Source organism: Anaerocolumna jejuensis DSM 15929 (assembly GCF_900142215.1).
Classification (GTDB): Bacteria; Bacillota; Clostridia; order Lachnospirales; family Lachnospiraceae; genus Anaerocolumna; species Anaerocolumna jejuensis.
In genome coordinates this window covers 476650-498258 of sequence record NZ_FRAC01000007.1, presented here as the reverse complement: position 1 = coordinate 498258, position 21609 = coordinate 476650, and the positions used below count along the sequence as shown (strand labels likewise).

The 21609-nt window shown below is 42.3% G+C and carries 16 protein-coding genes; 1 reads left to right on the top strand and 15 read right to left on the bottom strand.

All coding sequences use genetic code 11. The features are described 5' to 3' along the window. Nucleotides 1–9: 9 nt before the first annotated feature. The 9 genes from BUB77_RS05685 to pgmB form a co-directional block, all read right to left on the bottom strand. Nucleotides 10–1584 carry a hypothetical protein gene (locus BUB77_RS05685; protein WP_073273731.1) on the bottom strand — a complete coding sequence of 525 codons (1575 nt, stop codon included), beginning with the start codon at nucleotides 1582–1584 and terminating at the stop codon, nucleotides 10–12. A 105-nt stretch (nucleotides 1585–1689) separates the two neighbouring features. Next, on the bottom strand, nucleotides 1690–2397 hold the full coding sequence (locus BUB77_RS05680; RefSeq protein ID WP_073273729.1) for an ABC transporter ATP-binding protein: 708 nt from the start codon (nucleotides 2395–2397) through the stop codon (nucleotides 1690–1692). Nucleotides 2398–2903: 506 nt separating this feature from the next. Beyond that, nucleotides 2904–4202 (bottom strand): LCP family protein, encoded by a 1299-nt coding sequence (locus BUB77_RS05675; protein ID WP_073273727.1) that lies wholly within the window; start codon nucleotides 4200–4202, stop codon nucleotides 2904–2906. A 317-nt stretch (nucleotides 4203–4519) separates the two neighbouring features. Then, on the bottom strand, nucleotides 4520–4792 hold the full coding sequence (locus tag BUB77_RS05670; RefSeq protein ID WP_073273725.1) for a metal-sensing transcriptional repressor: 273 nt from the start codon (nucleotides 4790–4792) through the stop codon (nucleotides 4520–4522). A gap of 18 nt (nucleotides 4793–4810) precedes the next feature. Further along, on the bottom strand, nucleotides 4811–5044 hold the full coding sequence (locus BUB77_RS05665; RefSeq protein ID WP_242962382.1) for a heavy-metal-associated domain-containing protein: 234 nt from the start codon (nucleotides 5042–5044) through the stop codon (nucleotides 4811–4813). Between the two features lie 112 nt (nucleotides 5045–5156). Next, entirely contained in the window at nucleotides 5157–7436 is a 2280-nt protein-coding gene (locus BUB77_RS05660; RefSeq protein WP_073273722.1) for a heavy metal translocating P-type ATPase, read from the bottom strand. 331 nt (nucleotides 7437–7767) lie between these two features. Next, nucleotides 7768–8391 carry a discoidin domain-containing protein gene (locus BUB77_RS05655; RefSeq protein ID WP_073273720.1) on the bottom strand — a complete coding sequence of 208 codons (624 nt, stop codon included), beginning with the start codon at nucleotides 8389–8391 and terminating at the stop codon, nucleotides 7768–7770. A gap of 23 nt (nucleotides 8392–8414) precedes the next feature. After that, nucleotides 8415–9992, bottom strand: coding sequence for a glycosyl hydrolase family 28 protein (locus tag BUB77_RS05650; RefSeq protein ID WP_170866591.1), 1578 nt, complete (start codon nucleotides 9990–9992; stop codon nucleotides 8415–8417). Nucleotides 9993–10067: 75 nt separating this feature from the next. Continuing rightward, nucleotides 10068–10718, bottom strand: a complete 651-nt coding sequence (gene pgmB / locus BUB77_RS05645) for a beta-phosphoglucomutase (RefSeq protein ID WP_073273716.1) — start codon at nucleotides 10716–10718, stop codon at nucleotides 10068–10070. 368 nt (nucleotides 10719–11086) lie between these two features. Here pgmB and BUB77_RS05640 point away from each other — a divergent pair, with 368 nt between their 5' ends. Next, a complete protein-coding gene (locus tag BUB77_RS05640) occupies nucleotides 11087–12214 on the top strand; it encodes a LacI family DNA-binding transcriptional regulator (protein WP_330392497.1) in 1128 nt (375 codons plus the stop codon). 149 nt (nucleotides 12215–12363) lie between these two features. On the opposite strand, the gene BUB77_RS05635 is transcribed toward BUB77_RS05640, so the two are convergent. The 6 genes from BUB77_RS05635 to BUB77_RS05610 all read right to left on the bottom strand — a co-directional run bounded on the left by BUB77_RS05635 (nucleotide 12364) and on the right by BUB77_RS05610 (nucleotide 21577). Further along, nucleotides 12364–14544, bottom strand: coding sequence for a glycosyl hydrolase family 65 domain-containing protein (locus BUB77_RS05635; RefSeq protein ID WP_073273714.1), 2181 nt, complete (start codon nucleotides 14542–14544; stop codon nucleotides 12364–12366). Between the two features lie 18 nt (nucleotides 14545–14562). Beyond that, nucleotides 14563–16857 carry a glycoside hydrolase family 65 protein gene (locus BUB77_RS05630; protein WP_073273712.1) on the bottom strand — a complete coding sequence of 765 codons (2295 nt, stop codon included), beginning with the start codon at nucleotides 16855–16857 and terminating at the stop codon, nucleotides 14563–14565. Between the two features lie 3 nt (nucleotides 16858–16860). After that, entirely contained in the window at nucleotides 16861–17739 is an 879-nt protein-coding gene (locus BUB77_RS05625; RefSeq protein ID WP_073273711.1) for a carbohydrate ABC transporter permease, read from the bottom strand. Between the two features lie 11 nt (nucleotides 17740–17750). Continuing rightward, complete coding sequence (locus BUB77_RS05620) at nucleotides 17751–18668, bottom strand: carbohydrate ABC transporter permease (protein WP_242962380.1); 918 nt, start codon at nucleotides 18666–18668, stop codon at nucleotides 17751–17753. Nucleotides 18669–18754: 86 nt separating this feature from the next. Next, complete coding sequence (locus BUB77_RS05615; RefSeq protein ID WP_073273710.1) at nucleotides 18755–20227, bottom strand: ABC transporter substrate-binding protein; 1473 nt, start codon at nucleotides 20225–20227, stop codon at nucleotides 18755–18757. Nucleotides 20228–20746: 519 nt separating this feature from the next. Continuing rightward, on the bottom strand, nucleotides 20747–21577 hold the full coding sequence (locus tag BUB77_RS05610) for an undecaprenyl-diphosphate phosphatase (RefSeq protein ID WP_073273708.1): 831 nt from the start codon (nucleotides 21575–21577) through the stop codon (nucleotides 20747–20749). Between the last annotated feature and the right edge of the window lie 32 nt (nucleotides 21578–21609).

Sequence of the window (21609 nt, the reverse complement as noted above, 5' to 3'; positions counted from 1 at the left end):
TGTCTTTTCTTACGTAAAAGCTCTGAACCTTTTCTCCCCTGACCTCATAATGGCCAGGTATAGAAGGCCGCTTACCGCTAACAGGAATACTGCATAGGCTAAAAAAACTGCAAAGCCTGCTATAGAAGGCAATGCCCCCGCGAGTATCTTTGGCACCATGGCTGCCACAATTCCGGTAAATAACGATGCAAGCACTGCCATACTCTGTTTTATAACGGTAATTTCCGAACTCCAATCAAATTTCGGCAAAAGCAGGTTAAAAAATAAACCAGAAACAGAGGTATAGACGCTAATGCTTACATCAAAAACCATAAGGACAATAATTTCCTTAACAGTAAGCCTTAATCCAATAGCCAATAAAAGAACATCTATGAAAGCCAAAGGTGCAGTCATTGTAAGATTGACAGCTATCTTACTGCAAAATATCCTGCCGGCAGACAAGGGCAGGGATTTTATAAGCCAGAGATTTTTTCCTTCCAGGGAAATGGAGCTTGCACTGATACAGGTCATAGCTATACAAAAAGCCATAAATTCCGGTAAGAATTGTTTTAACTGCTCGATGGCCCCCGGCATCTTAAGAAGCCTGCTTACCGTATCCGGAGCAAGAAAAAGCGAAGCAATGCTCAAAACTGTTAACAGTACCATTCCAAAGCCCGTATTGATTACATAGTTAACCGAAGAAAAATATCGTTTCACTTCTTTTTTATAGAGGGCACAAAATGGAGAGTCTGTACGAACCTGTAATCCTTTCCTGTTTCTGCTGCCAGTCTTCTTCACCAGTTGTGTATTTAAAGCTATGAACCGTTTACCTGCCGCCACGGAAAAAATACCGAAGCTGCCAAGGGAAATTAAAAGGTACCCTGCTAGCGCCGCAGCTTCCTTCTTCCAAAAGGCACTCTCGTAAAGTACAGCAGGCGGATATATCTGTGTCATACTATCCAGGCTTCCCAATCCGCCAAAATAAGGAACTGCCATAAAGCCAAATAATATTATAAATATCAGTATTATATTTATCACTTTGCTATTTCGGAATCGGGAGGCAAAAAAAGCCGCCAGGATTCCTACAATAGCTGCCAGGGTTACCGGAAGCATGGGAAGCAGCAAGGCTCCTGCTATATTATATATAAATGCAGCCGCATCCCACCCGGTGAGCATACAATATGATATTCCTGCCGGTACCATTATAAGAATTGCAGTCGGAAGGTTAATCAGATACAAAAGCAGCAATCTGCCTGTTACAATGGTGGTATATTTAACCGGCAATGCTAAAAGAAAATCAAAATCTTTAAAATCAAATATAATCCCTCTGATTTTATAAACCGTAGTAAAAAAGATGGCTACAGAAGCAATGGCTGCCGCCAGCTCTATCAGCATATCCACCCTGCCGGCCGACTTTAATCCCAAGCCAAGCCCATAACTGTAAAGAAAGGACACAAAACTAAGGAATATAACAAATGCTGCAATGAATACCATTAATACGCTGTTACTTAATCTTTTCTTTCTCCCCTTCCTAAGAAAGGGCAGGTCAAATACCTCCGGAAACTGAATCTTCAGCAGCCGGATAAGCTTAGTCCATTCTCTCATAATATCCTCTTTCCCGAATATCCGTCCTTTATGGATATTCGTAAATATCCGTCTTTCATTGGATATTCGTTAATATCCGTCCTTTATTGGATATTCGTAAATCCCCTATTCCCTTGTAAGTTCCAGGAATACATCCTCAAGGCTCTGATTGCCTTTAACCTTATTTGTCTCTCCCGATTCAATCAGCTTTCCGCCCTTAATAACCGCTATTTTATTGCACAGTTTTTCCGCCACCTCCAATACATGGGTGGAAAAGAATATGGCACTGCCCTCACTGCACAGCTCCTTCATAAGATTCTTTAAGGTATGGGATGCCGAAGGGTCCAATCCAACAAATGGCTCATCCAGTAATAAAAGCCTGGGTTTATGAAGGAAAGCCGACATAAGCACCAGCTTTTGCTTCATACCATGGGAATAGGAGGCAATGGGATCGGACAGTGCCGAGAGCAGCTCAAATTCCTTTCCGTATCTCTCTATCCGAAGCACCCTTTCGCTCTTCTGCACCTCATAAATATCCCCAATAAACTTTAAAAATTCCATTCCAGTCAAATGCTCATATATATCGGGATTATCAGGGATATAAGCCATCTTTTTCTTACAGCTTAAAGCATCCTTCTTAACAGAAATCCCATCAATTATAATATCTCCCTCTTCAAAATCCAGAATTCCAGAGACAGCCTTTAATGTGGTCGTTTTACCGGCACCATTATGCCCGATAAAGCCATATATATCACCAGCTTCTACTTCCAGTGAGAGGTTATCCACTGCTTTTTTACCTTCATAGCTTTTACTCAAATTAATAATCTGAAGCATAAATTTTTCTCCTTTCTTACGGATAGATATTTAGATAATTATCTAAATATCTATCCGTATATTACTACTACTATATACAAATGTCAACATATTAATACAACCTTTAATTCTAATTTTAACGCATACTTATTTATAATTTTAGGATTTGCCCAACAAATCCCTGTTTCTATATAACTACAGGCAGTTTGCACAAAATAGAAAGCTTCCTGTGCCTATGGAAATGTATTAGAGGTCCTTTTCTCTGAAGCTTTTGTGCTATATCATCAAGCAGATTGTCTGAGCTCACGAGTTATCTGCTTGATGATATGTCCAGCACAAAAGCTTCAGAGAATTAGGACTTCTTATACATTGGAAGGAAGCAGGAAGTTTTCTATTTTGTGCAAACTGCCGTCCCCTTGCGAAAAACTGCCTATTTGCAATTTCCAAATCCCAAAAATACCGTTATTTATTGCATTTTCATCCTGAAAGCTGCTAGCAATAAATAACGGTATTTTATATAAACTATTCTATTGTCCTGATGCCGGTTGGTCAGTTGGAGTTACTGCCTCATCACTGGAGACTGTTTCTTCACTACCATAGATGAAACTATGAATCTCAGCTCTGGTTGCATCCCAATCCGTTGGTACTAAAACATCTACATTGTATTTTCCGATTGGCACTCTTTGGGAGCCATAACTTCCGTCAGTGGGGATTCTGTAATTCTGCAGTTCCTTTAAATTCATGCTTGCTCCCCATTGCAGATAATTATTGAAATCAGAATTTGTTATATCCGTATCAATCTTCACCTTGTTTAGCATATCATTCATTAATAGGCCTAATTGAAGCAGATTCTTACTCTTTATCTTATCAAATATCGCATTTAAAACTGCTCTCTGTCTCTGTGTCCTGCCAAAATCATTATTTTCCGTTCCGGTAGATACCTTACGCACCCTGCAATAGCCAAGTGCCTGATTGCCGTTCATGAGCTGTGTTCCTTCATGAACTTTTCGGTTGGCCGGGTTGGAAATATAGTTTGTTCTATTCAGATAACTTGCCTCTTTCGCTGTCAGAGTGACATCTACACCGCCAACCAGATCAACAATCTGTTCAAAGGAAGAGAAGTTGACCATCATATATCCATCAATATCTATTCCAAAATTCTCTTTTATCGTTTGATATAAAAGGTCGATACCGCCTAAGGAATAAGTTGCATTCAGCTTGTTATTATTATGCCCCGGTATCTGTACATATAAGTCACGCATAATGGACGTGAGCTTTACCGACTTGTCCTTGGTATTCATAGAAGCAACAATCATAGAGTCCGTATTGGTTGCCCCGCCGATTTCTTCCACACCGATAAGCAATACGTTAATTACATCCTTATCAGGCTTTACCGGAACAGGGGTAGGTGTTACATTGTTATTAACTTCTTCACCTGACGGCTTGTTGCCTTTATTGTAATCCAGTTTATTGTATATATAATTGCCGGCCAGGTTGAATAACAGTTTTTGCCCTCCCGGCGTAAATACCAGCAGTGCCAGCGCCAGCATAATACCTGAAAATATAATCGTAAATATTTTTAATCCTTTCGGAAATTTCTTTTTCTTATTCATTTCATTTATTGTATCCGTAGTATTATCCTCCAACTCTGAGCTGATCTGCTGTGCCAAAGAAGCATTCACTTCCTGCATAAAATTGTCATTCGCATCACTATAGCTGTTAACGCCGGCTTCCAAGTCTCCCGTATAAGAAGACCATTTGCCTTTATTTTTCTCCGCATCCGTTTCCCCCAAGGAATCTCTGCCTTCTTTCTTTTGATTATCCATACCTGCTCTCCTATATAATCCTTAATTATACTATGTTTCCATTACAAAGGAAATAAAATATTTAATTATTTTAAATTTTGCGTTAAATCTCGAACAATTATATCACAGCTTTTCGTAAAATGAAAAGTGTATTTTCTAAACTTAAGAATAACTTAATGAATCCGTATTGTATTTATTATAATTTGTTTTTTTTACTGCTATCATTCAGGAGTTCAATGTCAAATCAACAAAAGACTGCCAGTAAAACACATAAAGAATATTGTTCTTTTACGGTGTTTTACCGGCAGTCTTTATTTACTTTTGCTTTTTAATCTGGATTATTTTGATAATTTATCCAGCAATTTCACAATTTCTTCGATTTTTTCATCCTTATCCTCTTCGCTTCCCCGTTCAAAGCTATCCTTTACACAGCTTTTTAAATGGGACTGGATGATTTCATTGTTTACTTTTTGCAGGATTGCCTGGGTAGCTGACAGCTGATTAGAAATGTCAATACAATATCTGTCGTCTTCCACCATTTTCAGCAAACCATCTATCTGCCCTCTGGCAGTTTTTAACAGACGTGCAATCTTTTCTTTATCCGCTTTCATAATAATCTCTTCCCCGTTCTATCTTCCAAAAAGCCCCTTCTTCTCTGCTATGGAAACTACTTCATATCCTGCGTCGGTAACAGCATTGATAAACTCATCATCATTAATATCAGCAGAATAGTCAATTACAGCTTCCTTCTTGCCAAGATTTACTTTAGCGCTCACTCCGTTAATATCATTTAAAGCCTTTTCAACTCTTGCCTGGCAGTGTCCGCAGGACATTCCTTCAATTTTCATTACTTTTTTCATCATTCTACCCAGCCGTAATCACGGCCTTCCTTTCTTTTATTATATATCAAAATTACCTGTTTGTCATCTTTAACGTCACTTTACATTTTCAGGAAGATTTTCTATTCCTTTTTCCTTACAGCGTTTTGAATTTTGGTTTGAAAAAGCGAAGTCTAAGTGCATTTGTGACAACGCATACGGAGCTTAAACTCATGGCGGCAGCTGCGAACATAGGATTTAATTTCCACTCCAGTATACTATAAAACACACCTGCTGCCAACGGAATACCGATGGTATTGTAAAAGAAGGCCCAGAAAAGGTTCTCCTTGATATTCCTTATGGTTGCCTTACTGAGGGCAATGGCTGTAACCGCATCCATTAAATTACTCTTCATAAGTACGATATCGGCGGATTCAATTGCAATATCCGTTCCGGCCCCAATGGCAATTCCCACGTCAGCTCTTGCAAGGGCAGGTGCATCATTAATACCATCACCAATCATGGCTACCTTTTTGCCGGCCTGCTGAAGCTTTCTTACTTCACTTTCCTTATCCTGAGGCAGCACCTCTGCTATGACCTTATCTATCTGCAGCTGCTTTCTGATAGCTTCCGCCGTCTTTTTATTATCCCCTGTAAGCATAACCACATCAATGCCAAGGCTCTTCCATTCCTTAATAGCAGTGACACTGGTAGGTTTAACAACATCAGCCACAGCTATCAGGCCTAAGAATTTACCACCCTTCGCAAAAAACAGGGGGGTCTTGCCGTCTTCCGAGAGTGCTTCCGCCTTCTTAAGAAGCTTTGCAGTATCAATTCCCTGCTCTTCCATCATAAAGAGATTTCCGGAATAATAAGTTTCATTCTGATCCTTTGCAATAATACCTCTGCCTGACACCGCCTTAAATTCTGTAACCACAAGAGGCTCAATAGCCATTTCCTTTGCCTTTTCCAGGATAGCTTCGGCCAGGGGATGTTCGGAGGGCTTCTCAATGGTGGCTGCAGTCCTTAAAAGCTCTTCTTCGCTGACACCTTCTGCTGTCAGAATGTCTGTGACCCTTGGCTTGCCTTCTGTGATAGTACCGGTTTTATCAAGGATTACGGTATTTACCTTATGAGCTATCTCCAGGGCTTCTGCGGACTTGATCAGAATTCCGTTGCTAGCTCCCTTTCCTGTTCCGACCATAATAGCAACAGGTGTGGCAAGACCCAGCGCACAGGGGCAGGAAATTACAAGTACTGCTATTCCGATGGAAAGTGCAAACTCAAAGGGTGCTCCTGTGAGCAGCCAGACCACAGTTGCCAATACAGCTATGGTTATAACTACCGGCACGAATACCCCGCTGATTTTATCTGCGAGCTTTGCGATCGGTGCTTTGGAGGAATTGGCGTCCTCTACAAGCTGAATTATCTGCGACAGGGTCGTATCGTCTCCTACCTTTTCCGCACGGAACTGAAAGTATCCTGTTTTATTTATTGTTGCACCTATTACTTTGTCTCCTGCACTCTTTTCTACCGGGATGCTCTCACCGGTCAGTGCAGATTGGTCCACTGCCGTACTTCCTTCAATAATTACACCATCTACAGGGATGCTCTGGCCCGGCCGAACTGCCAGGATATCTCCGATTGCAACTTCCTCTATTGGTATTTCTTCTTCTTTTCCCTCTCTTATCACCACGGCAGTCTTCGGTGATAAGTCCATAAGCTTACTGATTGCCTCGGAGGTCTTGCCCTTTGACCTGGCCTCTAAAAATTTCCCTAAGGTTATAAGGGTCAATATGGTAGCTGCCGATTCAAAATAAAGGTCCATGGAATAACTCATTACAACGTCCATATCCATATGTCCAAGACCATACCCGATTCTGAAAATGGCAAATATACCATAGCATATGGCAGCACCGGAGCCAATGGCAATAAGGGAATCCATATTGGGATGACCCTTAAAGAGGGTTTTAAAGCCTACCTGATAATACTTACGGTTTACATATACGATAGGCAGGGTCAGTAAAAATTGCAGAAAAGCGAAGGTTATGCTGTTCTTTTCGCCGTGGAGGATCGAGGGCAGAGGAAATTTAAACATATGTCCCATGGCAATATAAAGCAATGGTATTAAAAAGCAGGCGGAAATGATAATCCTCTGTTTCATTTCTTTTAATTCCGACTGTACTTTATTCTCCGCAGTTTCGCTGCTCTTTGCCTCGTTTCCCTTTACAAAGACAGCTGCATGATAGCCTGCATTTTCTACCGCATTAATAATTGTATTCTGACTGGCTGCTTCGCCGTCATAATCTACCAGCATACTGTTACCAAGCAAATTGACAACAACGGAGCTAACACCCTGCACATTTTTAACACTTTTTTCAACAGCCGCAGAGCAGGCAGAACAGGTCATTCCGGTAACAGAAAATTTCTGATTCATAGTGTCCCCTTTCATGAATAGTAATGCTTGTGATATATTTTTAATATTCCCCATTTTGCAAAAAACATAAATGATGCAAGCAGCAGAATGGCAGCCGCGTTACTACCATACCCCCGTGGGGTGTCTATATTATTAAAATACATCATCTTTCTTCGTCTGTCAAGTCGATTTTAAAAGATTTTCATTGGATTTATCTAACTGCCAATAGCCCTATAAAGCTTCTGCCTGATTTCTCAGAAGTTCATAGAGCTATTGGTAATACAAGGGGTACAGTCCCCCTTGCTTTTCTTATAATCTGACTTTCCTTTCAGGCGGTTATCCTTTTCCGGAATTATTTCTGATAGACCTCGAACTCCGCAGCCTGGCCGCCGCCGGATCCTGAATTTTCTGTAAATACCAGCTGTACATACCTTGCCTGGGTATCCTCAAAGAGCAGCTGTACTTCATTGCCCGTATCCGGGTCAAAGGTATATTGTCTGCTTTCAATAAAGGGAGTGAAATTCTTTCCGTCGTCGCTTAAGTTCACCGCAAAGGTCTGGGTTCGCTTTCCCCATATTGCCAAGGGACTTAATGCAACTCTTACTGCATGGAATTTCTCCTTGCTCTCCAAATCCACCGCAAGATAATTGGGATAATCTGATTTTCCTTCCCAGTAGGATGCTGCGAGGGCATCTCCGTCCGTTACTTTTCTGGGAGTATAAACGTCTGCAAAGCTGCTTGCCGTCACTTTCTTTTTCAGTGCAATATTATTGCCCTCCGGCAGTACCAGCTTATATTCTTTTTTCTTAAAATCCGGATGCTCCATGCTCTCTGTCTGGTCCGGTGCACTTACCACAGTTACCCTGGAAGCTTCGATTTCCTTGGGCGGCTCCTTTATTTTTTCCGGTGCAAAGCCAATCAGATAGATATCTGCCGCCAGCAAAAGTACAATAATAATGGGACGTACTATTTTCATATGCCTCTCCTCCATAGCCTCGGTTATTTCATGGTAATATTTTCAGTCGTATCAGGGTCAGTTTCAAATTTACCCTGGTCAAGACTTGTAATCTTCTCTCCCAGAATCTCCAGATTGCTGATGGTAATATACTTGATTTTATGTGTCCCATCAAAGCCCTGGATTCTGGAAGGACTGAATTTCCCTGAAAGTACCTTTACATTTTCAATGGTCACGCCATCAATCTGTCCTCTTTCTTTGGTTGAGGTCCAATTGGAGGTCTTTGGAATATTGAGGTCAATAAGATAGGGCATCTCCTCTCCGTCTCCTGAGCCCATCTGTGCATTTTCAACGGTTATATTCTGAAATGCCACGTCTTTTATCACTGCATCATCTGCATTATGTACGGATATGACCGGCTTGTGAAAGTTATTTAGAACAGTGATGTCTTTAAAGCTTATACCGGAAACAGACACTCCCGCCTGCTGCCCTTTATTGGTCTCATAGCCGATTTCCATGGACTGGGCAAAGTCAGTCCAAAGCTGCATATTCTGAAAGGAAATACCGGAGGAACTGCCCTCATAATTCTTTACGACCAGAGAATCATCCCAGCTTCTTACAAAGCAATTGGATACCTTATAATTGGTGCAGGACTGCAGGGTAATACCGTCACCGTTAGGCCTTGAGGATATAATGCGGATACCGTCGATCACACCATTCGCTGAACTTTTTGCAGAGCAGACCCATGCATTAGGATTCAATACGATAATATCCTTTAAGGTCACGCCGTCACAGTTATCAAATTTGAGAGGAATATAGGCGGTCTTGCCCATCCAGCCCTCAAAGCCGGAACCATCCAGAATTCCTCTTCCCTCTACCTTTATGTTCTTTGCAAAGCTGGCATTGACAATGCCATGTACAACTGCTCCGCCTGCCAGATATAAGGTCTGGTTATCCTCCAGCACGATGTTTTCAATATTCCATTCACCCGGTCCGATATATTTGATCGTATCGGAACTCTTTACAGGTGCCTCCGAATCAATTGCATTTGCAAAGATATGTAAGGCCCGTTCCGGTGAGTCATTAAAGGTCAGGGTATAATTATCCGGTCTGGTAATTGTAAAGGTTACTGTTTTTGCTGCCTTATCCACTTCAGGCTTAATGCCATAGCTGACCGGGCTTATTTTTACTGAGTTGAAAGCCCTGTCCGGAACACTTACTTCAATTTTAGCAGTACCTTCAAAATCAAAGTATGTGACAGGTGTCCTTGACTGAGGGGGCATATAATTGGGATACCAGGCTCTGCTGTGATTAACATTGGTATCATAAACATAGCAATCATAGCCGTCCACCTTAACTTTCGTATCCGTACAATGTAATAATGCAAAGTTCCTCTCCTTCTCCCCGGCACTTACAAGGTCCTCCGCCGTGGCATCCTTTAAGGATTCCGGGCCTTCATACAGAACCAGCCTGGAGCCTTCATAGCTTATCATGCTACCGGCCTCTTCCGTTCTGCCCTTTAAATGTATTCCCGCCGCCACTGCAGTGATAATAAGCGTGAGAATTGCAAACCATTCAATAATCATTACTGTTTTTTTCCTGCTTCCCATGTGTAGACCCATTGGTGGCATCCTTTCTCCTTCTTATTTTCTTTCAGCCCTATACTATAAATTAAGTTGTCCCCTCTTATACTTCTCTTATACTTCCAGGATTGTCTCCCAGTCAATGTGTGCGTTAAGGCCCGGCGCCTCATAATCTGCACGAAGCTGTACATATTCCGTTCCAACTCCAAGGGTCTTCATATGTGCTGCTCTGCCTGCAACGATTCCGGCAAGGGAATCCTCTACTACAAGACACTCCTCATATTTCAGCTCCAGCTTATTGGCTGCCACCTCAAATACTTCCGGGTCCGGCTTTGACCTGGTAATGTCAAGACCGCAGCTAACCTTATCAACGTATTCCATCAATCCGGTTCTCGCTAAGATAAGGGGGGCGTTCTTGCTTACAGAACCGATTCCTATCAGTATTCCTCTGCTTCTCAGCATTTTAAGGCAATCAACCGCTCCCGGAAGTATGGCGTTCTCATCCAGCCCCGCAAGAAGCTCCTTGTAGAAATTATTCTTTCGCTCCGCCATTTCTTCTTTCTCCGTCGCCGTATAAATCCTGCCGCCCTTACTAAGGACCACTTCCAGGGATTCCATCCTGCTTACACCTTTTTGCCTTTTATTATCCTCCTTTGTAAATTTATCAATGCCAAGCTCCTCCGCCAACATCTTCCAGGCTTCAAAATGCATTTCGTCCGTAGACACCAGCACCCCATCCAAATCAAAAATTACTCCTTTAATCATCTTATCATCTCCTGAAATTTATTTTAATTTCCATGTATACAGCAAGCTGGCTTGCGATACTGCATATAGAATCCCACGGCAAACCCATGAGACCAAATAATGGATAAGAACAGATGACCAAGGGGGTTGTTTTGGAATTTTGTCTCAAAGAGGTTCCTTATGACACTTAAGCGGCAGGAAACGTGACTAGGTAAACCAGTGCCACTGTTTGAGCTTGATAACTAGCACAACCAAATTTGTTACAGCGAGTTTGGCACTGATTTACCTGCCAGTTACGTTTTCTGCTGTTTTAGTGGAATAAGGGTTCTCGCATAACAAAACTCCAAAACAACCCCCTTGGTCATCGTACGCTTCCATCAACTTTCTTTATGCGTTTGCTGTGTATGGAATCCTATTTAATCTGTACATTTTACGAAAAATATGGTAAACTGTTTACACTGAAGTTTAACATTAAACCTTTGAAAGAAAGGAACATGAAAATGACCACCATTAAAGATATTGCACAGGCTGTAGGGGTAAGCTTTACCACTGTCTCCAATGTAATCCACGGAAAGACAGGCCGTGTATCGGCAGAAACCATTACCCGTATAAACGAAGCCATTGACAGACTGGGTTATGTTCCGAATATGTCCGCGCGTTCCCTGGTGTCCAGTTCCTCAAAAGTTATCGGAATGATAAGCCACCTTACTTCAAATAAAAAAGAAAGTATCGTAGAAGACCCCTTTCACTCTGCCTTTATTGGGTCCATTGAAAAAACCTTACGGGAAAACGGCTATTATTTAATGCTGCGTACAGTTGAGACCACCTCTGATCTGGTAAACTTTTTACACAACTGGAATGTGGACGGCCTGTTCTGTACCGGTGTATTCCAGGATGAATTTTTTGAAGCTTTGACAAACCTTAAGATACCTGTGGTACTGATTGACAGCTACGTATCACATCCTAATATCTGCAATGTAGGTCTGGAGGATTATCAGGGAGGCTACACTGCTGCCAGATATCTGATTGATAAGGGGCATCAGAACATTGCCTTTGCTTCACCCAGTATCAAGGAAAAGGGTGTTGTTTATGAACGTTTTCAGGGATATAAGAAAGCCCTGGAGGAAGCAGCCATTCCCTTCCGCAGAAATATCGTGTTTGAGCAGGAGCTTGATACGGCAACGACCATTGCTCTTGGTACCACCCTTGCTGCCCGCAATGATATCACCGCAGTCTTTGCCACCGCAGATATTTTAGCCGCCGGTATTATGGCCGGCCTGAAGGAAGCCGGTAAAAGGGTCCCTGAGGATATCTCCGTTATGGGCTTTGATGATATCAATTTATGCCAGCTGACATGCCCTACCCTTACCACTATTCACCAGGATGCCCCCTTAAAGGGAAAGCTGGCAGTTTATTTTCTAATGGATAAACTGGACAATAAGCCCATCCTTAACAAGGAAGTTATCCTTCCAATCCATCTTGTTGAACGAAACAGTGTAAAATCACTTCTTAGCTAGCCAGAAAGGGGATGTAAAGCATGTAAAGCCATTCATCCCCTTTTAAACATTCTTAATGGAGTGTGAAATTACGTTCCTTTCAGACGAAATTCCTAGCCATACATCCGCTGTTTTCAGAGAATCTGCTGTTATCGGAACGTTCCCTGTTATCAGTCCATCCAGTCCACTGCCTGCAGTTTCTCCACACTGGCTTCTTCTTCCGTTACCGTTACCTGATACAAATCTCCCAGATAATAAAGTTTAAAGCTTAACCTGCTCCATCCTTTTGGAAGCTTCGGCTCTGCTTTTAATATACCATCCTCAATATGGATTCCTCCAAAGCCCTCCACTGCTGTCATATAAGCGCCGCCGCTGGCTGCCGGATGGGTGCCTCCTATATAGATGAGGCCTGCCCACTGCTTTCCGCCCTCTTCCAAATCTGCCTTTGCAGACTTAATAAAGAAGGGATAGGCCTTATCCGCCATGCCACACTTACAGGCAAGCATGGAATACATACAGGCACTTAAAGAGGAACCGTGCTCTGTCCTTGGTTCATAGTAGGACCAATTCTTATAAAGAATATCCCTGTCGTATTCTCTTGAAAAGAGATTTACCATGGTTACAACATCCGCCTGCTTTATCACCTTGGTATGGGAGGCAACTCCATATGCTCCTCCCCAATATTCCTTCTCGTTCAGGAGCCGTGATTTGACCTCGGAAACAGTTGCTTCTTCCATTTGCTCATATCCGTCAAACTGCTCAATTACCCCTGTACTTTCATGGGGCTGGGGAATATACAGATGTCCGGCTGCATTCTTGAAGTTATCAAGGAGCTCTTTACTGCCTGTGCCATCCTGTACCGGGTAATCCTCCAGCAGCTTAATGGCGGAATCAAAGGTGAATTTGGCCATGCGGTTGGTGTAGGCGTTATTATTCACTCTCTCATGGTATTCGTCAGGGCCGATAACATCCCATAGCTCATACCTGTCCTTATTCACCTGCTTTACTAAAAGGCTGTAATAGAATTTGGCACATTCGATAATTACTTCTGCTCCGCCTTCCCTTAACAGGTCATCCTTTCCCGTAAATTCGGAATACCGCATAATGCCGTACACTACAGCTGCTGAAATGTGTATCTGCTTATCTTTAAAATAGGTTCTCATGGGACGTCCCGTAAATACATCCGTTACATTATAGTCGGAGCAGGCATCAAAACCGCCCTCCTGACTCTCCCATGGATAAAAGGCTCCGTCAAAGCCATAGTCCTTTGCCTTTTTCCTGGCTCCGGACAAGGTATCAATACGGTATTTCAGCAGTGTCTTTGCGACCTCCGGTTCCGTAAAGAGGAAGAAGTCCAGCATAAACATCTCCGTATCCCAGAATACGGCTCCCTTATATGTCTGCCCGGAAAGGCCTCTTGCAGCAATGGACAAACTCTTAGAATGCCTGGGTGCGATACAATGAAGGTGGTAGAGGGAATAATTCAGGGCTTCCATCGCCTCATCATCCCCTTCAATGAGAACCTCCGATACCTTCCACAATTTTTCCCATCTGCCGCAATGCTTTTCTGACTGCTTTTCATAGCCGTCTTTCCCAGCCTGTTTCACAAGAGCTTTTCCTTCTTCCCGGAAGCTCTCCAAATCCTTGCTGGTATAAACGCTGATATACTTATGGAAGATATATTCCTCACCTGCTTTAACCTGGAACCTCAGATGCCGGATTATTTTTCTTCCAGTGCTTTCCATTTTTTCCTCTGCCTCAAAGAAAGTCTCAAGGCCCTCACATACTATGACCTCATCCCTGTTCTCATGAGTAATTCCCAGAGCGTGAATAACCCCTTCCTCCGTACCGGTCTCGACCTTGTCATAATGAGGTCCGTTGATATCCCAGACATCTCCGTCTATTCCCGTAAGAATTTCAAGGCTGCCGTCAAAGGAGGCCGTAATCTTAACCTTCAGGCAAATAAGGTGTTTTTCCTCCATACTTGCAAACCTCTCCGCTTCAAGGAGTATCCTGCCCTTTTTGGTCATAAAGCCGGTCTCTCTGGAAAAGATTCCATGCCTGTAATCCAGTAACATTTTATGGGAAAGGCACTCTTGCTCCGGAAGAGCATATTCCTCTCCGGAGACAAGTACCCTTGTATAAAGACCATTGGGTGCATTCAGCGGCTCCCTCCAGCCGCTTCCCACCTGGTCATAAATACCGGAAAGATTGACAGCAGGGAACTGGTCCTTCTTAAATTCCTCCAGTGTTCCCCTGATGCCCATATAGCCATTGCCGATTAAGAACTTATTGCCAAGGCCTGTGGCTTTTTCTGTATCAAATCCATTTTCTTCTATCTTCCATTTCATCCTACATGAAATCCTTTCCTAACGGGTGATGGGAATTACCAATTCCTCCTGCCCTAAAGTATATGGCTTTCCATAAATCAGAACCTGAATGCCAGACCCTTTCCGGGAGGATATTTTAATACCTGCCTCATCCACACTGGTCAGAATGACATCCTCCTTAAAATGCACCTTAAAGGAATAGCCCTTCCATTCCTCCGGCAAAGAAGGAGCAAAGGAAAGCTCTTTTCCGTCAGACCTCATACCGCCAAAGCCATAGACAATATTCATCCAGGCTGCTGCAATGGAAGTGGTGTGAAGACCTTCACCGGTATTTCGGTTGTAGTTATCCAGATCCATTCTGGTGGCAAAACCGAAGAATTTGTATGCCTCTTCTTCCTTCCTTAGCTGGGAAGCCAGGATGGAGTGGACAGAGGGTGAAAGAGAGCTCTCATGAATGCATCTGGGCTCATAGTACTCATAATTATTTTTTAACTGTTCTTCTGTAAAATCCCTGTTATACAAAAGCATCATCATCAGGACATCCGGCTGCTTTAACATATCATTACGGTATATTCTGTCATAGGTCCAATGATGGTACAGCGGAAATTCCGCTATGGGAATCTTATTTATATCCACATGGGGCAGGTTAAAGTATCCTTCATGCTGCTCAAATATACCGGTCTCTTCGTCATAAGGAATGTACATATGCTCTGCTATATTACGGAAAAAACCAATCTCCTCTGCAGTCAGATTACGTTCCTTCCGAATCTCCTGATATCCGGCAGGGTCTTTTCCGGCACATCTTTGCAGAACCTCCAGGGTATATTCCAGCGTCTTCTTTCCAAGATAGTTGGTATAGCAATTATTGTTTACCATCATCTGGAATTCGTCGGGCCCCATTACGCCATAGAAGCCGTAACGCGTCTGATCTGCACTCCAATCTCCCCGGCTTGCAAGCATCCTGCTTAATTCGATTAAGATGGGAAGGCCCTTTTCAAAGATAAATTCTTCATCCCCGGTTATATTTTCATAATGCCAGAACCCATAAGCAACTGCTGTGGAAGCCTGAAGCTGCAGGCTGGCATGCTGCCAGAGGGAACAGCACTCTCTGCCTGTGATGGTAGCAATCGGATAGAAGGCACCTTTACAGTCCAGTGCCTTTGCTCTTTCCATTGCCTCAGGAAGTGTCAGATAACGGAATTCCAGCAGATGCCTGGCCGCTTCTGTATTATTAAAGATATAAAAGGGAAGGCAGTAGGCTTCGGTATCCCAGAAGGTATTCCCGCTGTAGGCTTCTCCTGTTAATCCTTTTGCGCCGATAATGGTCCCTTTGTCGGCGCCATGATAGGTCTGGTGCATTTGGAAGATGCAGTAGCGGATACCCTGCTGGTTCAATTCATCTCCCTCAATTGCAATATCAGAATCCCTCCAGGTCTCTTCCCACCAGCTAAGGGTATCCTCCCTGAGCTTCTCATAGCTTAAGGACTTCAGTACCTGGCTGTTTTCCCTGCATTTCTTCTGAAATTCTTCCTTCTCCCGGTAACCGGTTCCCTTTCTGCTGATATTTCTGATAATCTTGGTGAACTCTGCCGTTTTTCCTTCTTCTCCTGAAAGCAGGAATTTTCTTACCAGCTTCTTCTCCTCTTTATAATCTGTCTTCTCCTCGCAATCGCACTGAAACAGGCAGCTTACTAAAAGAGACTGGTCCGTACTGACGGTATTTCCCAACAGGCTGATAGCGTTATCTTCTGATGCGGCTTCCGTAACGTTCCACATACAATTGCCGGTCATATGATGAATCTGGGTAAAATCAATACCGGAATAGAGGGTTATCTCTCCGGAGAAATCAACAGGTGTAATTTTAATCCTTTGTACGGCGATTTCCGCCTCTTTCATAGATAAAAAACGTTCAAATTCAAGCCTGAGCTTTTTACCGCTCTTTAAAACCCAGGTATAGCTTCTGGTCAAAATGCCGCTTTTTAAATCCAGCACTCTTTCAAAATCCCTGAAAGCGGCGGTATTAAGGTCTGCCGCCTCACCGTCTGCTTCGATTCTTGTGTATAACCAGTCTGCGGAATTCACAATAAACTCCGTCCTGTCTATTATTCCTTTATAACCGGACTTCTCCAGTTCTGCCGCTTCATATATTCCGTTGAAATAATTACCGATAAGGCTGTCGCCTGAATAGCCTTCTTCAAAATAGCCTCTGGTTCCCATATATTCATTTCCCAGAGAAAATACCGATTCAGAAACCCTTGCATAATCCTTGTTAAAGCCTTTTTCAATAATCTTCCATGGATGTACTTTATAATAAATATCTGCTGATTTTGCCATACTCTACCCCTTTAATGCTCCTGCTGCTGCGCCTTCTGTTATTTGTTTTTGGAAAATAGTAAATAAAATAATTGGAGGAATAATTGAAAAAGCTACTGCTCTCAGAACTTCAACATCTGTGGCGGTGGAAGTCCTGAACATGAATAAGCGAACCATAACCGTTTCCTTTCCCGAACCGTTTAATACCAGGTAAGGCAGGAGGAAATCGGACCAGGCAGCATTGATGGCAAATATTACTACTACCATAACGATAGATTTTGACAGCGGAAGTACAATGCTGGCAAAGGTCTTCAGATATCCGCATCCGTCCAGCTTGGCAGCCTCTATTAATTCCTTTGGCAGTCCTTCAAAGAACTGTTTAAACAACACCACATAAAACGCATTGGCGCCGAAGGAAAGCCACAAAGGTAAGAAGGACTGGTTCAATCCGATTCTGTTAATATTTACAAATAATGCAACAACGCTGGTTGTTGTAGGGATTAATAAGCTCCACATAACCAATCCGAAAACCACTTTATGTCCCTTGGGCTTTAATATTCCGATAACATATGCAATCAGTCCGTTAAAGATAACCGCACACACAACACTGCCGGCAACGGAAATCGAGGAGTTAATATAAAACTTGGCAAATTTCAAATCATTCCAGGTCTTCGAAAACGTACTGAAATCAAAATGGGAAGGCAAAATAGTTGCACTTCTTCTGAACTCCCTGATGTCCTTAAAGCTTGCCAGGAATACCCATACAGGCGGAAACAGGGAGGTTATGATAATAGCAAAACATATGATATAAATAATAATCAGCAATGTTTTGGTGCGTTTGGAATGAAGGTCATAAAAACGGACAACACCGTCTTCTTTTTTTCTGTAATTATCAAAGAACATTCAAACACCCCCTAGTCTTCTTTGGAAGCGGTAATTTTAAAATACAAGCCGCTTAATATAATTAGCACGATACTCATCATAACGGACAGGGCGGCTGCCATGGGATAGTTGTAATCCCGGAAGGCGTAATTGTATACCAGCTGCATAATGGAAATACTTGCATTGTTTGGTCCGCCGTTTGTCATAACCAATGGCTCGTAAATTATCTGGAACACAGAGATTATTTGCAGAATGAGTAAGGTCTTGCCCAGAGAAAAGATGCTGGGGACTGTAATGTATCGCATTCTACTTAAGATACCCGCGCCGTCAATTGTTGCTGCTTCATACAGCTCGGGATTAATATTCGATATACCTGCCATATAAATTAAGGCAGTGGAGCCGGCCCCCTTCCAGGTCATTGCAGCCACAATAAGGGGAATGGTCCATTTGGGATTGGTGAGCCAAATCTGAGGTGCCACACCGATTTTATCCAGCAATATGTTCAAAACACCTGTATTTCCGGGACGGAAAAAGAATCCCCACATAAGTACGGTGGCAAGTCCCGGCATAATATTAGGGAAATATACTCCTACTCTGAAAAAGCTTCTGAAATGTGTAGTTTCTGTTATCAATACCGCCATGATAATCGGAACAAAAAATCCGATAATCAAAGACCATAAAATATATACGAATGTGTTGGAAAATGCCGCCAAAAAATCCGGATGCTTTAATACCTTTATGTAATTGGTAAAGCCTATAAACTTATCTAAGCGGATTCCTTTTGCGGTATAAAGAGAGAGTCGGATACTTTCAACCAATGGCTCCCACACAAAAAATGCAAATAACAGGATTGTCGGCAGCATGATAAGCCATCCTGTTAAATCTTTTCTCTTTATCCTACCACCAGTTCCCGATGCCTTATTTGCCATGTTATTTTTCGTTCCAGCCACGTTATCTGCCCTCCTTGTAATTCAATTTTGTCTTATCAGAGTTGATGGGCATCTTGCTTAAGATCCCCATCAACTCGTATGTCTATTTATTTATTAACATTTTCGTCAAGAAGCTTCTGATAGTTATCGTTAGCTGTCTTCATAAGTGCTGCAACATCTGCGTTCTTGTCAGTAATAACTGCCTGAAGAACCTTTGTAAGCTCAGCATATAAATCCTGTGCGGAACCGGGTTCTTCCAAACGTAAGTTACCGTCTGTCTTAATGATGTTAAAGTAATCATTGAAAAGATTCATATCAACATTGCTGTACTCTTTCTGAACAGCACTCTCGGCATCCAGAACCTTCTGGTCAATCCAGCAGGGGAAACGGGGAATTACAGGTACGCCGCTGTCTTTCTTGTTCTGGGCGTCTGCCTTCATACCGGCAACAGCATCATCGGTAGCAACGGGAGCTTTACCCATAACTTCAAGATAGTCAAGAGCTGCGTTAATCTGGTCGGGAGTAGCATCCTTGGAGAACATATAAGGAGTGCCGCCGGATAAGGAGTACTGTCCGCCAGGACCTGCAGGCAGGGGTACTAAAGATAATTTGTCAACAGGCAGGCCATTGACCTGAGTAGGCTGGTTAACAGCATCATTCGCTGCTATATACATAGCTGCCGTGCCAGTTCCCAGGTTCACAAAGCCGGTTCCCCAATCTTCGTTGGTAGGATCGGGAGTAAGTACATCATATTCCCATTTTAAGGATTTTACATATTCCATTGCCTTGATAGCTTCCGGAGTATTTACATTAGCAACGAATTTGCCATCTTTTTCAAGAGTTAAGGTTGCACCGAAATCCCATGCAAGGTTGCTGAAATGCCAGCCGCCTGCATTGTCCTTTGCCAGGAGGCAAAGACCGGCCTGGCCTGTCTTATCCTTGATCGTCTTAGCGGTCTGGGCAAATTCCTCCCAGGTCTTGGGATATTTGGGAATTCCCTTGTCATCTACCAGACCGGCCTCCTCAAAGAGTTCCGTATTTATCATAAGGCCCAGGGCATATCCGTCACGGGGAATACCATAAATTTTTCCGTCCTTTGAAAGCAGGTTAAGAATTGAAGGATTCATTGCCGTATCCCAGCCTCTTGCCTTTAATTCATCGGTAATATCGGCTACAAAACCACCGTTGATCAACTTCTGAGGTTCTGTGTACCAGGTTTCAAAAATAGTAGGAAGGTTTCCTGATTCTGCAAGGGAAACGAAGGTATCCGTTGCATATTTGTAATGGTCAGGAACAACTTCAACATTGGGATGCTTCTCATTAAAGGTCTTTACATAACCTTCATGAAGCTTAATATCATCTGTTAAGGTATCTTCCGGCCAGATGCCAAGCTTTATCTGGAATTTCTCAGCTGGAGCGGCTGTTGCTGCTTCCGTAGGCGTCGTTTCATCTGTTGCTGCAGGTGCTGCATCCCCCGTACTTGTATTTGCTGTGTTGTTATTCTTCTTGCAGCCGGCAAGCATGGCTGCAATTAACAAAAAGCACAGGAGCATACTAACAAGTCTTTTCGTTTTTTTCATAAATCTTCCCCTTCCTTATTTTAGGTTCTTATATAGTTTTACGTTAAACTTACCCTCTTTATTTTCTATGTATTGTGCGTTTAACGTTAAACTTATTATAGCAGTTGTGTGATTTGCTGTCAATAGGTTTTAATTATATTTTTCTATTGTATATATTGTATGGTAAAATGCTGCTCCTTACAGAACTATTTCGAAATCTGCCATCTATGAAACAAGCTGTAAAGCTGTTCTGCGCTCTCTTTCTAATATGGTCTAGGAAAGAAATCAGCCTGACAAAAAGGGGAATGATACTATCTCCATAGTACACCCCCCTTTTTTGAAAAGTAGCTCAAGTCTTTATTCTTTTTTAAAAACAATTCAATCTTATTCTTAAATAAAAACAGTTCAATCTTATTCTTAATTAAAAACAGCTCAATCTTATTATTTTTTATTAAATAGTAGCTCGATTTTATTATTTAGATTTGAAAATAGCTAATCTTCTTATTCCCATTTGAAAAAGCCCAATCTTCCTATTTTTGATTAATGTACTGCAATAAAGTACAGTAACACTAAAATTCCTAATACAATTCGGTAAATTCCAAAGGCCTTGAAATCATGCTTCTTAATATATCCCATAAGAAATTTGATAGCCAGAACGGAAACCACAAAAGCGGTTAACATGCCAAGTACCAGAACCAGTACCTCATTCCCGGTAAAATCGAAACCAAACTTCAGCATTTTAATTAAGCTTGCTCCGAACATAACAGGAATTGCTAAAAAGAAGGTGAATTCTGCCGCAACCTCTCTGGATACACCAATCAATATGGCACCCAGTATGGTCGCTCCTGATCTGGAGGTTCCTGGAATCAGGGAAAGTACCTGGAAAACGCCGATAATAATCGCCGTCTGATATGTAATGCCCGATAACTTTCTGATTCTAAAATTCCCGCTCTTATTGCGGTTCTCGATAAGAATAAAGAGGATACCGTATACAATCAGCGTAATTGCTACTGTTACATAGTTATAAAACAGCGCATCGATTTTGTCGTCAAAGGGTATTCCAATTATCATGGCAGGAAGTATTGCTACGATAATTTTGAACCAAAGATTCATAATATCCCCTTTTATAAAGGGTTTATTTTTATCTTTCAACTGAAAGGGAAAGATTTTATTCCAGTAGAGAACAAGAACTGCAAAGATGGCTCCCAGCTGAATAACTACCCGGAACATTTCCATAAACTCCTTGCTGACATTTAAGGGCATTATCTGCTCTACCAAAATCATATGCCCTGTACTGCTGATAGGAAGCCATTCTGTAATACCTTCCACAATTCCGTAAAAAATAACTTTTAAAATCTCGATGAAATCCATTCCTTTACCTTGCCTTCCTCCTTATTTTGGGG